The following is a 15,066-nucleotide window of genomic DNA, read 5'->3' on the forward strand; positions in this document are numbered from 1 at the left end:
AATGGCAGATAGCCCGTTAAGCTATCTGCTTGCACAATTATGTCGTTTCACGGACAATCAGATCGCAATCGATCATTACCGTCCGCGCTTCATCCGCAGCCATATTTCCTTTTAGCATATCGAGCAGCATGCGCATTGCCTCTTCGCCGAGCTTGCGTTTATCCTGTCTGACCGTTGTTAGTGCAGGAGAATAGTAAGCTGCGGCTTGCACATCATCAAAACCAACTACAGCTACCTGCTGCGGAATGTTTATTCCCCGCTGCTGCAATACCTCCATAGCGCCAAACGCCATCAGGTCATTGGCCGCAAATACACCGTCGAATGGAAGGCCTTCTTCGATCAGCTTATGCATCTGCAAAGCCGCATCCTTCTGCCTGGCATGGCCTTCAATAACCAGCTCGGGACGGACCTCAAGCCCCGCCTCGGCGAGCGCTTGGCGATATCCCATATAGCGTGCATTTTCATGATACATATTCGCCAAACCATGAATATATACGAGATTGCGCTTGCCCTTCTCGATCAGATGCTTCGTAGCCGAGTATGCCCCGCTATAATAATTGGAGGTTACACAAGCAAGAGGGAGCTTGACAAAATCACGCTTGCCGATAAGCACAAACGGAATTTGCTGCTGCCTGTAGAAAAGCAAATGCTCCTCTAGAATATGCTCTCCCATAATAACGAGCCCGTCCACCTTGCGTCGGGTAGCTACACGCTTCCAATATTGCTCGTCAGATGAGCTGCGATTGGCGAATAACAACAAGTCATAATCGTTCGCTGCCGAATCCGCTTGAATCGCTTGAAGCACTTCATAAAAAATATGGTGGGTCAAATAGTCCGGATTGTCACTGAATGCAATGACGCCGATATTGCCCGTTGTTCCGCCTGCCAGGCTGCGCGCCTGCGGATGCGGAACATACCCGTTTTCATCAATAATTTGCTGTACCCTCTGGCGGACCTGCGGCTTTACCCCTGGCGACTGATTGACCACTCGGGATACTGTTCCGCGCGACACGCCGGCAAGCTTTGCAATGGTTTCTAGTGTATGCTTCATCTTTTTACCGCCTATTGTGAGAGCGCTCAAATTCGTGCTATAGTTTATTATGAGATAAGATAGATAGACTGTCAATTAACTAGATACAGCAACATTTTAGGAGGATTGGAAACCAATGAAGGCTGATCAAATAGAAGTGCGCTCTATACATAATGAAGACGAATATGAGCAGGTCATGCAAATACTCGATAAAGCGTTTGCTGTCGGCAGACAATTTTTCCACACGCGCATGTCCAATGATTCTGCTTATGATGCTTCTACGACCTGGATTGTTAAAAAAGGCGACAGCGTCACTTCTACGATTCAAGTGTTCCCTGTTCATTGCCGGATCGGGGATCAAGCTGTAAAAGTAGGCGGCCTCGGCAGCGTTGCTACCGATGAAGCTTTCCGAGGACAAGGCCATAGTCAAAGCATATTGCGCGGCCTGACGGACTGGATGGAAGAAGAGCAATATGATCTTTCACTGCTGTACACAGGCATTACGCCATTTTATGAAAAATTCGGTTGGAATGTTGTTCCGCAGCCGCAGTACCAGCTGAATGCTGAACAGTTGTCAGCCTTGGCATCATCCAATCCTTCAGGCTCTTATACCATTATTCCTTTTGACAGCTCCTATACAAATGATATTGCGTCGATCTACGAGCGATATAACCATAATCGTACGAATACGGCAATCCGATCTGAAGCTTACTGGAACGATTTGCAGAAATGGCCTAGATGGCAAGCAAACGACAAGCTCATTGCTTTACATGATGGCAAGCCAGTCGCTTACGGCGTCATCTCGGCACTCGTTAATGACAGCTATTGCTTCCTTGATGAGCTTTGCTATTTGGATGGCCATGAGGCAGCCGTGCTTCCGCTGCTGCAGCAGCTGCTTCAAACACGCAACGGCTTAAAAGAGCTTTTTGCCTACCTGCCCGATGATCATGTGTTTGCAGACTTCATTTTGAAATCAGGCGGACAGTGTACGATGTACGGCAGTGTAATGTGGAAGGTCATTCGCTTTTTGCCTATGCTGGCCAAGCTGCAGGATCGATTGCAGCAAAGGCTTGTCAGCAGCAGCTATGCAGATAAAGAGCTTTCCATTAAGTTAGTCTGTGCGCAGCATAAGGCTTATTTCCATTACGCTGATCATAAGCTGGCGATCGAGGCCGAAGAGGATATAGAACGGACTTATTTGACAATCGAGCTTAGCCAATCGCTATTTGTTGGCGCCTTGCTATTGGGCATCGACTTCATGATTGAAGAGCAAAGCAGCGGTAAAGATCCGCTCAGCAAGCAAATGGCCGATGCATTGTCCGCTGAAGCTCGGGAAATATTGCAAATACTGTTCCCTCATCAAGCGTCCACTTACTATAATTTAGACCGCTTCTAGGGGAAAAAACACTAATTACAAATTGAAGAAATACACTTTCTGTAGTTGCTCAAAAAGAATCGGCTTGGTCACACGTTCCGTTATTTGCTTTAAAACCGCCTTTTTTTAATTTCCCGGACACACATTCCGCTATTCGGCTCTAGATTGGGCTTTTCCGTGATTTATTGGTCAATAACGGAACGTCTGTCACTTTACCACCTCGAAAATGCGATTTTGGGCGCAATAACGGAACGACTGACCAGATCGGAAAGCTGATGCCACTATTCGCGCTAGATAGGGACTTTTTCCGCGATTTATTGGTCAATATCAGCTGCCTTATGGCAATCTTCAGTGCTGCCTTAAAATAATAAAAAAGCCTGCAATGGCTGGCCGATTGAAATTTTTCAATGCCGGAGCTGCAGGCTTTTTATTATGATCGATAAAATTATAGCGGTAAACGTAAAATCGCTTTATTTTCAAGGCCGCGAATAAAAGGGGTCCATTCTTCCGTCTCTGGCGTTATTTGCAGCGTATCCTCCACCATCTGCAGCTTAGCATCAATAGCATCGATAAAGTGCAGCGCAACCGCCTCCGGCAATTGGGGCTGTACCGGACTGCCCCACTCTCCTAAATTATGATGGGATAGTACTAAGTGCTGAAGAGCCATCACAACATTCGACTCAAGGTCCAAATCCAGCTTAATTGCGGCTTCTGTAATCCAGTTCGAAGCCATGCTAATATGCCCCAGCAGCTTGCCTGAATTGCTGTAATCGGTAACGATGCCGTACTCCGATACCATCTCCGCAGGCTTTGCAATATCGTGGAGAATGATGCCTGCCCGCACAAGATCGCTGTTGAGAAAAGGCCGCTGCTTGCAGATAAACTCCCCCAGTTCAAGCATACGGACGATATGGTAGGCTAGACCGCCATAATAGGCATGATGATGCGTCTTGGCAGCTGGCGAAGCCAGCATCTGACCCTTAACTTTATTAAAGCAATAGGCAGTAATTGCCTTCATTTCAGGATGGGCAATGCTGTCAATCGTATTCATAATAATCGGCAATAATTGCTCCGAGCTAACAGGCGCTGAACGGATGAAGTCCGTAATCGTTACGCCATCCTCAGCATTCGCCTTGCGCATCCTGACAATTTTAGCCTGCAGCTTATCGCGATATGTATGAACCGCTCCCTGTACCTTTACGACAGTCATAGGCAAAAAGGTTTCAATATCCGTTTTGCTCGCATCCCATAGCTTTGCGGAAATTTGCGAGCTGCTGTCTGCCAGCACGATGTCCAAATAATCCTTCGGAACAGCGCCGTTCGTCTGCTTCACGTCCACCTCTTTTAAAATATAAAAACCGATAAAATCTTCACCATCAATAAATTGCTTGATTTGCATAGCTGACCCTCATTTCTATTAACACGAACGCTTTATGTCCATTATATTAAACTTGCTTTATATCGATTACTATACACGATAACTATATTGGTGTCGAAGCAGAAAAGTATTATTTTCACATACCGCCTGCGAATTATTTACTTATTCACCCCGTTTACAAACCGTGCAGCTTTTTGAATTGCTCCGGGCTCATGCCTGTGTAGCGCTTAAAGACAACGCTAAAATAACTCGCATTATCAAAACCGGCCTCCTGAGCGATTTCGTACAGCTTCTTGCTGCGTTTGCTGAACATCAGCTTTTTGCTCATATTAATGCGCTCCTGATTAATATATTCCATCGGCCTTATCGATAACGTCTTTTGAAACTGGCGGCATATGTATTGCGGCGATAAAGCTGCAGCTTCTGCAATTTCTTGCAGCGACAGCGCCTTGTGCAAATGATTTTGAATGTAAAGCAAAGCGGGCCGAATCTTATCCTCATCCCGCGCTTCCCCGGCCGGCATAATTAATTGCCGCTTCAAATCGAGCAGCAAATTGTACATTAGCTTGGAGCGTTCAAACTCCGTGCTGCTGTCCTCATCATCAAGCGCAAGCATCGCTTCTATCGAGGCTAGTAAATTGACATCCTTCAGTTGGCTGACGCCGGAGCCTGTAATTCTCGCAAATGCTAAAAGCTGACTGGCTTCCCGTCCATTAAACGAAACCCATGCAACCTCCCATTGATTGCTGACCGGCACATAACGATGCGGAACATCGGGAAATAAAAAGAAAACATCTCCTGGCCCTACTACTGTTTCATAATTGTTATACATCAGTTCTCCCTTGCCGCTAAGCACCTGATGAATTTGAAAATCAGGAAACCCGGCTTCACGGCTTGTTTCCTCCTGATGCTCCCAGTATCCCACGGTCGTTACATACAGTGGTAGAAGCAGCGCGTCCGTGAGCCTCGCGAATATCAGTTTACTCCCCATCACCAGCCACCTTGTTTCAAATTTTGATAGAAATAAGCAATATCCTTTATTTCCTTAAGGTTTAAATCAACCTATACTGACAATATAAGAATAACATATAAAGGAGCTGCAATGATGCGAAAAAAATTTACATATCAGCCTCCAGCCAACGGATATCCGGAATGGAACAATAATCCTGACATTTTTCAGCTTAACCGCTTGCCGGCACATGCGCATATGATGCATTTTGCAACTGAAGCCGAAGCTTTAATAAATGACCACACTTCCTCATCCTTTTATAAAAGCTTGAACGGCAGCTGGAAGTTCTCCTTTGCCGAAACACCTGAACAGCGTATTAAACATTTCTACACAGCCGATTATGATGCCAGCAGCTGGGACAATATCGAGGTTCCTTCGCACTGGCAGCTGCGAGGATATGATTATCCGCAGTATACGAATGTCAAATATCCCTGGTCTGTGCTAGAGCCTGAACTAAGAGCGCCCTTCGCGCCTGCCAAGTACAACCCGGTCGGCTCTTATATTACGAGCTTCACTGTTCCACAGGAGTGGAGCGGCATGCCTGTCTTTATTAGCCTGCAAGGCGTTGAATCAGCCTTCTATATTTGGGTGAACGGCGATTTGGTCGGCTATAGCGAGGATACGTTCACGCCCGCTGATTTTGATTTGACGCCGTATTTGATACCGGGTGAAAACAAGCTGGCGGTAGAAGTATACCGCTGGTGCGATGCCAGTTGGCTTGAGGATCAGGACTTCTGGAGAATGAGCGGGATATTCCGCGACGTTTATTTGTACGCCGCTCCGCCTGTTCATATTGCTGACTTTTCTGTGCAAGGCTTGCTTGATGACGACTATAGGCACGGTGAGCTAAAGATTCAGGCTGTCCTTGAAAATTATAATGAAGCTGCAGTCCATCCAATGCAGTTGACTGCGAGCCTGTATCAAAATGGCAGGCTGCTGCAAGAAAAGTCAATTTCCATTACAGAGCTGGTGCAAAGCAGAACAGCCTGCAGCTTTGAAATGCACGTTGACAATCCGCTGCACTGGAGCGCTGAGTCTCCTAACCTGTATACTGTCGTCTTGTCGCTGCGCAGCGGCGAAGGCAATTGCCTGGACGCCGTTTGCTGCCGTACCGGCTTTCGACGCTTCGAAATTAAAGACGGGCTGATGAAAATTAACGGCAAGCGCATTGTATTCAAGGGCGTTAACCGCCACGAATTTTCCAGCAGCAAAGGCAGAGCGATCGGCAAAGCAGAAATGATCCGCGATATCGAGCTGATGAAAGCTTATAATATCAACGCAGTGCGAACATCGCATTATCCGAATCAATCCGCCTGGTATGAGCTATGTGATGAATACGGGTTGTATGTCATCGATGAAGCTAATTTGGAGACTCATGATACATGGCAATACGGGCAAGGAACAGTAAACGAGACAAACGTGCCGGGCAACAATCCTGCCTGGACAGAAAATGTGCTCGATCGCTGCAACTCCATGCTTCAGCGTGACAAAAACCATCCGTCCATCATTATATGGTCGCTTGGCAATGAATCGTTTGGCGGTACGAACTTTATCGCCATGTATGATTTTCTTAAAAATGCAGATTCTACTCGCCTTGTGCACTATGAAGGCGTCTTCCACGCAAGAGAATCTGAGGCTGCAAGTGATATTGAATCGACGATGTACATTAAACCTTGGGCGGTAGAGGCCTACGCGAAAAACAATCCAAAAAAACCATATATTATTTGCGAATACAGCCATGCGATGGGCAACTCCTGCGGCGGGCTCCATCTATACTGGGAGCTGTTTGAGCGTTACGACATTTTACAGGGCGCATTTATTTGGGACTGGATTGATCAAGCCATTTTAACGAAAACAGACGACGGTGTTGACTACTTAGCTTATGGCGGTGATTTTGGCGAAACGCCGCATGACGGCAACTTTTGCGGGAACGGGCTGATTTTTGCAGACCGCACAGTTACGCCTAAGCTTGAGGAAGTAAAGCGCTGCTACCAAAATGTAAAATTTGAAGCTGTTGATTTGGAAAAGGGTACGATTCGGCTTACTAACCGATTCCTGTTCACGAACCTGAACCATTACTCGCTTCGGTGGACCGTTACTCTTAACGGGGCAGCAAGCGAAAGCGGCATTATGCCGATAGCTCTTGAGGCAGGCGAAAGCATGGAATTAACGATTCCTTACTCCACGCTGCAAGCACCGCGCTTGCAGGAAGTCATTTTGACTCTATCTTTAATAAGAAATGAAGCAGCAGCATGGGCGCCTGCCGGTCATGAGGAAGCATGGGAGCAGTTTATTATTACTCCTTACTTTGCATCAAAGCTGCATGCTCTAGCAACGCAAAATGATTCATTGGTAGTCAACACCCACAATGACGGGCTGCAAATAGAAGGCAGCAACTTCTCTATTTTATTCAACCGCAGCAGTGGCGATTTAATTTCTTATTTGGCGGATGGGAAGGAATTTCTGCTCGAGCCGGCAAGACCAAACTTCTGGCGGGCGTCGACAGATAATGATCGCGGCAATAAGCTTCCAGAGCGCAGCGAGGTATGGAAGAACGCACATGACAAGCGCAGTTTAATACATTTCGACTGGAAGCAGGTAAGCGGCTTCGTTGTCATTACCGTGAAATATGCAATCGCGACAACTCCGGTCTCAAGCCTGCTGCTGGAATATCGCATTCAAGCGGATGGAACGATCCATGTTCATGAGCAATTCAATCCTGGCGAAGGCTTGCCCGAGATTCCTGAAATCGGCCTGCTGTTCGTGCTGGATCAGCGTCTCGATACGATTGCGTGGTACGGGCGAGGTCCTCATGAAAACTACTGGGATCGTAAAACAAGTGCAAAGGTCGGCCAATATAGCGGAACCGTCAAGGAGCAGTTCACCCCTTATTTGCGACCGCAGGAATGCGGCAATAAAACCGATGTGCGCTTTGGCAGCTTAACCGAAGGTTTGGATGGCGCGGGACTTCGCTTCGCAGGCGATAACCTGATCGAAGTATGCGTGCTGCCTTGGACACCTGAGGAGCTTGAAGCAAGCGATCATACGTATAAGCTGCCGCAAAGCGATAAGAGTGTTCTGCGCATTAACTATAAGCAAATGGGCGTAGGCGGAGATGACAGCTGGGGCGCCCGGACGCATGAAGCTTTTATTTTGCCTTCGAACCGTACGTATAGCTTCGGATTTACGATTGGCAAGAAGTAAGCGTTTGGAGTGTTTGTAATGTTTGGAGTGTTTGTAATGTTTGGAGTGTTTGGAGTGCTTGGAGTGCTTGGAGTGCTTGGAGTGCTTGGAGTGCTTGGAGTGCTTGGAGTGCTTGGAGTGCTTGGAGTGCTTGGAGTGCTTGGAGTGCTTGGAGTGCTTGGAGAGATTGCAGAGATGGATACTCCTGCAAAAGCGCAGCATTTTTAGGTGCGAACTCACTTTTCAGGCCGAAATGCTTCATACTTTACGATGGCAAGCTCTATCTTGTGGAATGAGTACTCACGCGCTAAAGCTAAATGCATTTCCTGTGCTTAGTTTTAAGATATTTGGCTTTTTTAAAATTCTAAAGGGAAAAACTACCGTTAGTTTGGCGCATTTCGCTAAAGAAAGGGTATTTCAACAAAACTAGATGCATGAAATACAGTTAGAATTCTTTTTTGGGTAGAAAAGGAGAATCTAGATACACAAAATGCACTTAGCTCACAAAAGTTACCCTTTTCCCTTGTAATCATTTTCGATTACATTGCAAAAAAATCTCCACTTATCCTTTTTGGGATAGTGGAGATTTTGCTTAGTGAAGCAAATTGCGAATTTGCTTCACGTTTTCCTTTACTTTTTTCAAGCTTAAATAATCAATCTTTTCATGATAAGCCTGATCTTGCTCACGCTGCTCCGAGAGTGATAATGCTTCGTAGCTCGCCGGGCTGCCAGCTGTTTCATCGCGATAGTCCTCTTGCGCGCTGCTTTCCAGCTCTGCTGTCATTTGTTCTGCTTGGGCAAGTCGGCTTTCGGAGACGGCCTCGCCTCTCGCTGCCTTACCTGCTTCACCGTCTAGCAGCTGTTTAATTCGTTCCAGTTGATCAGCAACGCTTCCGCTTTCTTGCATATGATCTACAATCTGAATGGATGCATCCAGCAGCTGATGAATACGCTCATGATCGTGCACGATAATCTCACCTTGCCTTTCATCTTTGTGAAACTGTTCTCCATTTCTTCATCAATTAATTGACAGTTTCATCTAAGGTTTCAATTATTGTGCTTCACATTTCCAAATGTATGCAAACGATACATATGCTTAAAACTGCTCTTGTTTCTCTTTCCAATTTATACCTCTAATTAACACTTCTAATTTACACTTCCAATTTACAAATCTAATTTACACTTCCAATTTACAAATCTAATTTACACTTCTATTTCTCACTTCCTGCTTCCTATCGCCAACTCAGCAGCAAGAGCAGCTTGGCAATAACAAAAAATAACCAATTGCCGGCAGCGTCCCACATGCTTGTACTGGAATCTGATGCTGCTGAAGAATGTTCCGTTACTTCTTCTTTTACTATCGGTATTTCTTTATCCGCTAGAAATTTCAGTTCGCTTCCAGCAGCTGACGCTTTTAACGACGGCGAGCATAATGGATTTGTCCACTGCCCGTCACTTTCAGTAAGAAAGAAAAGATACTCCTCACCAACCACGCTGGGTCCCCAAATTGCTCCCCACGTACTATCCTCATCAATGACTAAATACGCCTCTTCTACACCTTTATAGCTTTTCGATACTTTTAGCTTTAGCTCATTGTTTTGAGTACCCGGTGTCAGTTCCTCCACCTTGCCAATAACAATCCCATCATACCACTCATAAGACTCCTCGATTGTTAGCTTCTTAACACAGCTTAACGCCTGTACGTGCTGTGGAATAAGAAACATAACAAGAAGCGCGGCTGCCAGCAATAGCTTCTTCACACGATCACCATCCTCTGCCAACATAGACGGTAATCGCTGGATAAAAGTTACAATACATGTTCAGGACTCACTTCCGTTTTTGCGCCTCATTCATCAGGCTCAGTAATAATCATTAAGCCTTCTACATGCTTGCGGTTCATCAGCTTGCGCTTTTTGCGGTTTTCCTTTGTTTCGAACACAATATCCATATCATAGTTGTCCGGATAGAGCTCCTCATGAGAAATATGCAGACTAAGCCGCTTATGATTAATAAACATCTTTTGCTCTTGCACAAGCACCCCGACATTGCCGCGATTGTCTGGAAGCTGAAATACAGTTCCCGTTCTTTTTAAAAAGGAAACGAGCACGCGATCACCTATCGCAAGCGGCTTAGCAACAGGCGCTGCAGCAGCATGATCTGGATCTGCCTGCGGCTCAACTCTTTCACTCATGACAACGTCCGCTTCTCTTCCTTCCCCCTCCACTCTCTCTGGCGCTGTTCTCTTAATCTCCGCCTCTGCCTCTATTTTTCCCTCCGCTTCTGCGTCATCCTCTACGCTTAGCGATACTAACGCTTCATCTAGTGCATATTGAAATGTTTTGCCTTCAGTATTTTCACGGCGGTTTGTAATTTCCTGCGAACGCTCAATGATAGCCTGCGAAATACCTAGTTTTTTGGCTATAAGAAAAGCGTAGCTTTGCCCTGCTTCCCCTATTTTCAATCGATACAGCGGCTGCAGCGTGTCGGTATTGAATTCCATTCGTGCATTTTCGAATCCAGGCGCAACAGCTGCAAAATGCTTGATTTCGTTAAAATGGGTCGTTGCTACAACCGTCGTTTTGCGCCGCTGCAGCTCCTCTAATATAGCAATCGATAATCCGATTCCTTCACCCGGATCAGTGCCGGATGCCATTTCATCAATGAGCACCAAGGTTGCTTCATCCGCAAAGGATAGCAGATCGATTAAAAACTGAATATGGGCCGAGAACGTGCTAAGCGATTGCTCCAAGCTTTGCCCGTCACCAATATCTACTGCGACATGACGAAATACAGAAAATACACTGCCTTCCTTAACAGGCACGAGCAAGCCGGATTGAACCATTAATGTCAGCAAGCCGATCGTTTTAAGCGCCACTGTTTTTCCACCGGTATTCGGTCCGGTAATGATAAGCGATTGATAGCCTGAACCGATAGCAAAATGCAGCGGAACCATTTCTTTTCCCAGTAAAGGATGTGTAGCGGCAGAAATATTCATCACGCCTCGATCGTTCAGTTCAACGTTGCAACCACCGATCATTTTGGCATATTTCGCTTTGGCGAACAAAAAGTCATAGATGCCAATCGTCTCTATATTAAGCTTAATTTCATGCTGTGCTTCCTCCACCAAGCCAGTCAACTCGCTAAGTACCTTCGCTTCCTCTCTCGCTTCTTCCATACGAAGGAGATTCCATTCTGTTTGCAAATGAGCGATTTCAGCCGGCTCAATATAGACGGTTTGACCGCTGGACGATTCGTCCAAAATACTGCCATTAATGCGCTTGCGATGCTCTTTTTTAACAGGAATGACATAACGGCTGCCGCGCATGCTTACTAAATTTTCTTGCAAATAATCAGCATTGCGATTCAATATAGCATGGATTCTCGATTTGATGCGCTCCTCTACAGTGATCAGCTTTTTGCGTATTTTTGCGAGTTCCTTGCTTGCTTGGTCAGTTATCCGGTTGTTGCGCAAGCATCGCTCTATTTCAGACTTCAGATGATCCAGCTCGTGGAGAGAAAGAGCAAATTGGCTAATTTTCGGCGCGATATCGCTTTTTGCCGCCATATACCTTTTCAACTGCGCGCTGCTGTGCAGAAATAAATGGATGTTTGAAAAATCCTGCTCGCTGAACAGATAGCCCGTTCCGAGCAAATTAACAACGAAATCAATGCCGCTAAGGGAAGGTATAGGAGCATGGCCTCCGTTTTGCAAAATTTTAAGCGCCTCTGCCGTATCATTCAAGGCGATGCGCAGCATTTTTATTTGCGCTATCGGCTCCATTTGCTCTGCATGCTGTTTGCCCAAATAAGACATCGCTTGATTTCGGACAAGCTCCTTTACTTTATTAAATTCCAATTGCTCTAATGTTTTGCTATTCATTCGTAACAGCTCCTTTTTCTTTGAAAAATAAAAAGGCAAAGAAAGACGAATGATCGTCCTTCTTTGCCTTGAAGAAGACAGCTTGCTCGCGCCCGTATACCTATAAAAGAGCACAAAAAAACGTGCTGATACACAGCACGGATTTCGTCATAAGCAAGCTGCCCCTATTAAACTTGCGACCAGGGCAAAAATGATTTGAATATCCGTATTCTTAACTAATTGCGATTAGCAGCCTATACATGCCTGTTCAGGCATAACTAAACAAACGTCCGCTGGACGTTAAATTCCGTTCAATCTGCTGTTCGCTATTCAATTGATTAGTTAAGAATAACCGCCGACATCAAAATCTCTCCCTAAATGGTATTGCTTATATCTTATGTGAAAGATGCTACGAAGTCAAACTCAATTTTGAACATACTGAAAACAGCCGCTCCTTCGCAGGGAGCGGCTGTAGACATAGAACTATCAATTGTCTTACTTCAGCGCTTCAAGACCCAGCAAGCCAAGATCCGAAATATCGATCTGACCGTCTCCGTTGAAATCCATATAACGGTTGCTGTCATCGACTTTAGCGCCAATATAGCCTGCAAGCATCGCCAGATCTTCGATATCTATCTTGCCATCCCAATTAATATCTTTATCGTTAGGCGTTCCAACGCGAACGATCAAGCTGCTATCCGTACCTTGACGGTGAGTTACGCCTGTCATATCCCCGTCAATTCGAATGGTTTCGGAGGTGCTCAGCACGGTCAGTCTTGCATTAACGTCATTCTTTTTGGCAACAAGTTCAAGTCGTGCTGCAGCTATATTTCCATCGAAGCTTTTATTTTTCAATTGCGTGCCTACAATGGTAATCTCGCTGTCCTGCGCCGTCCAGGTGAGAAAGCCTTCTGCATTCCACTGGTCTGATCCCGTAATGCTTTTTATTTCCCATAATGCCGGATCAATATTGAGCTTGGCCTTAAAGCCGTACAGCTTATTTGCTTGATCAAGCTCGAGATTAACTGTAATTGTATCGTTCACTTTCGCCGAGGCAGGTCCCGTTAATTTCAATTTTCCTGCATGCTCATATTGCACATCCGATACCGCGATCATTTGCAGGCTGCCCATATCGGTGGCATCAGCAAAGTAAATATTTTCATTGCCGTTTGCATCCTCGGCAAGCGTCATAAATTTAACTTCCATACTATCTTTGAACAGCCGTACGAAATCCATATTTTTCGGGTTAATAACGGTAATGCGATCCGCAAGATCCATATACAGCAAGCCGTCCTTGCCCCAGTAAGAATGATATGGACGCCACATGCCATAGCTGCTGCTTACATCCGGGTATATCGTTTTATAGTCAATAACCTCATAATTTACCGGGTCCAGCTTGAATAATGTTCCGCTTACACCGCCCCAGATGTTTCCATCCGGTCCTACTGTAAGTCCGCTGATCATAGCCGGATTGCTAAGTCCTGGAATATTTAGCGAGAATTCCGTTACCTTACGCTTGTTGGCTACATCCCAGACGAACATTTTTGCTGATTTTTCTGAAGCAGTAATGCCCAGCCCTCCATGTATTGTCGTTGAGCCGTAAATGTAGCCGTCCTTATAGGCAAGGCCGACGATACTTTGGTTTTGGACGATGTTACGAAAAACCTCATGCTTGCCTGTGGCTGGATCAAAAATCGTAAGAGCGCCGCCAAGCTCTCCATAGCCCGGAATGGTACCGATTATAATTTTATCATCCATCACTTTCATTACATATGGCCGATCCTGCTCTTCTCCGATTGTAAACACTTCTGTAGCGACAGGCGTACTGAGTGTGGAATCGATTTTGTATACATGGCCGCCTGGATATATGCCTAAATACATATCCTTGCCATACGCGATCATGCCCTCAGCCTGCTCCATCACCAAATTTTTTCTTTGTCCCGTGCGCGGATTATATACCGCCCCTAAACCTGCCGGATAAGCTGACATGTACAGATTGCCGTCCGGGCCAACTTCAATATTGTGAATCGGATTTGGCGCCCCTTCCAGCACCGACAGCTTGTTATATACCGTTTTGGCATCCACATTGAAAACAGCAATATCTCCGTTTGCTTTCATGGAAACAAGCGACATGCCCGGGTATCCTTCAAGATCATCAAACTGTACCCATGCCGCGCCTCTCAATGATGTCCCATACTTGATAAGCGGGGTAGCTTTGAAGGTCGTAAGATCAAGCTCCGTCAAATGTCCGTTAGCGGGCAAATATAATTTGTTATCACGGGTAACCAGTTGTGCAAAGCTGAATACCCCGGATCCTGTTCCGCCATTTTCCGTGCTTTTGCCAAGCTTATGCTCCAGCCATTGCTTATTTTTCAAATCATAGAACAGCAAGGTAAGTATATCTCCGCCCTGAAACTTAACAAGCAAATAATCGTTTACAACAGCCATATCATAAGCAAACGGCACCTGTGCAGCCGTCACGCCCAGAAGTTCCGGCACTTTCGCTCCGATGCTTTCCTTCGTGCCTTTTGTAGCATCCGTTACGCCTAGCTTGATAACATCCCCAACTGTACCGATCCCTGCATAAATATAGCCGTCATGATACGCTATCGAGCGAACGTATTCCTGGCCTGCAACCATCGTTCCATAATCAGTAAACTTTTTAGCAACCGGATCATATTTGAACACCTTGCCAGATTGAAACGTGCCGCCATATACATTTCCCTTGTCATCGGTCGTCAAGCTCCAAATCGACTTTTCTGAAGAAATAGGCTCGCCGATTTCCTCCAGCTGATGCGTCTTGGGCGAGTAGCTCCATAAAATACCTTTTGTTTGCCCAGAGGTTCTAATTCCGCCTATATATACCGTACCGTCCGGTGCGATCGCATGCGCCCAAGCCTGCTGCACGCCTTTCATAGGCAAGCTGTAAAGCAATGTATCCGTCTTGATATCTACAACCTGAAATAATGCAAGCTCCGCATTGACGGTTGTATAATAAACAGGCCTTCCCTCTTCTTCACCTACGACAGCGCCGGAAATTCCTGCCTTCGTAATTGGCGTATCGATCTTGACCGGCTCGCCAAATACTCTTCCCATGAATTTCGTATCATTATCTTGGCTCGCATTCGCCGCTGCAGGAGCGGCAGTAAATCCGAGCGAAGCGATTAAGCTGCAAATAATAGCCAACAGCATACCTTTTTTTCGAATATTGCGCATGGTAAGCCTCCTATTT

The 15,066-nt window shown here is 45.9% G+C and carries 10 protein-coding genes; 3 read left to right on the forward strand and 7 right to left on the reverse strand.

Features of this window, described 5'->3' with window-relative positions; translation table 11 throughout:
• Positions 1–37 precede the first annotated feature (37 nt).
• The gene (locus tag V1L65_RS01440; RefSeq protein WP_331697263.1) at positions 38–1,051 is read right to left on the reverse strand and encodes a LacI family DNA-binding transcriptional regulator; all 1,014 of its coding nucleotides are present in this window, start codon (positions 1,049–1,051) and stop codon (positions 38–40) included.
• Between the two features lie 115 nt (positions 1,052–1,166).
• On the opposite strand from V1L65_RS01440, the gene V1L65_RS01445 reads away from it, so the two are divergent.
• Positions 1,167–2,426, forward strand: a complete 1,260-nt coding sequence (locus V1L65_RS01445) for a GNAT family N-acetyltransferase (protein WP_331697264.1) — start codon at positions 1,167–1,169, stop codon at positions 2,424–2,426.
• Positions 2,427–2,850: 424 nt separating this feature from the next.
• Here V1L65_RS01445 and V1L65_RS01450 read toward each other — a convergent pair whose 3' ends face one another.
• Both V1L65_RS01450 and V1L65_RS01455 read right to left on the reverse strand, forming a co-directional pair.
• Positions 2,851–3,804 (reverse strand): 3'-5' exoribonuclease YhaM family protein, encoded by a 954-nt coding sequence (locus V1L65_RS01450; RefSeq protein WP_331697265.1) that lies wholly within the window; start codon positions 3,802–3,804, stop codon positions 2,851–2,853.
• Between the two features lie 154 nt (positions 3,805–3,958).
• On the reverse strand, positions 3,959–4,774 hold the full coding sequence (locus V1L65_RS01455) for an AraC family transcriptional regulator (RefSeq protein WP_331697266.1): 816 nt from the start codon (positions 4,772–4,774) through the stop codon (positions 3,959–3,961).
• A 114-nt stretch (positions 4,775–4,888) separates the two neighbouring features.
• Here V1L65_RS01455 and V1L65_RS01460 point away from each other — a divergent pair, with 114 nt between their 5' ends.
• On the forward strand, positions 4,889–7,996 hold the full coding sequence (locus V1L65_RS01460; RefSeq protein WP_331697334.1) for a glycoside hydrolase family 2 TIM barrel-domain containing protein: 3,108 nt from the start codon (positions 4,889–4,891) through the stop codon (positions 7,994–7,996).
• Positions 7,997–8,014: 18 nt separating this feature from the next.
• Positions 8,015–8,203, forward strand: a complete 189-nt coding sequence (locus tag V1L65_RS01465; RefSeq protein WP_331697267.1) for a hypothetical protein — start codon at positions 8,015–8,017, stop codon at positions 8,201–8,203.
• Positions 8,204–8,567: 364 nt separating this feature from the next.
• On the opposite strand, the gene V1L65_RS01470 is transcribed toward V1L65_RS01465, so the two are convergent.
• The 4 genes from V1L65_RS01470 to V1L65_RS01485 form a co-directional block, all read right to left on the reverse strand.
• A complete protein-coding gene (locus V1L65_RS01470) occupies positions 8,568–8,942 on the reverse strand; it encodes a hypothetical protein (protein WP_331697268.1) in 375 nt (124 codons plus the stop codon).
• 265 nt (positions 8,943–9,207) lie between these two features.
• The gene (locus tag V1L65_RS01475; protein WP_331697269.1) at positions 9,208–9,735 is read right to left on the reverse strand and encodes a hypothetical protein; all 528 of its coding nucleotides are present in this window, start codon (positions 9,733–9,735) and stop codon (positions 9,208–9,210) included.
• Positions 9,736–9,821: 86 nt separating this feature from the next.
• The gene (locus V1L65_RS01480; protein WP_331697270.1) at positions 9,822–11,855 is read right to left on the reverse strand and encodes an endonuclease MutS2; all 2,034 of its coding nucleotides are present in this window, start codon (positions 11,853–11,855) and stop codon (positions 9,822–9,824) included.
• A 474-nt stretch (positions 11,856–12,329) separates the two neighbouring features.
• On the reverse strand, positions 12,330–15,050 hold the full coding sequence (locus V1L65_RS01485; RefSeq protein ID WP_331697271.1) for a cohesin domain-containing protein: 2,721 nt from the start codon (positions 15,048–15,050) through the stop codon (positions 12,330–12,332).
• Positions 15,051–15,066 lie beyond the last annotated feature (16 nt).

Source organism: Paenibacillus sp. IITD108 (assembly GCF_036541265.1).
Taxonomy (GTDB): domain Bacteria; phylum Bacillota; class Bacilli; order Paenibacillales; family Paenibacillaceae; genus Pristimantibacillus.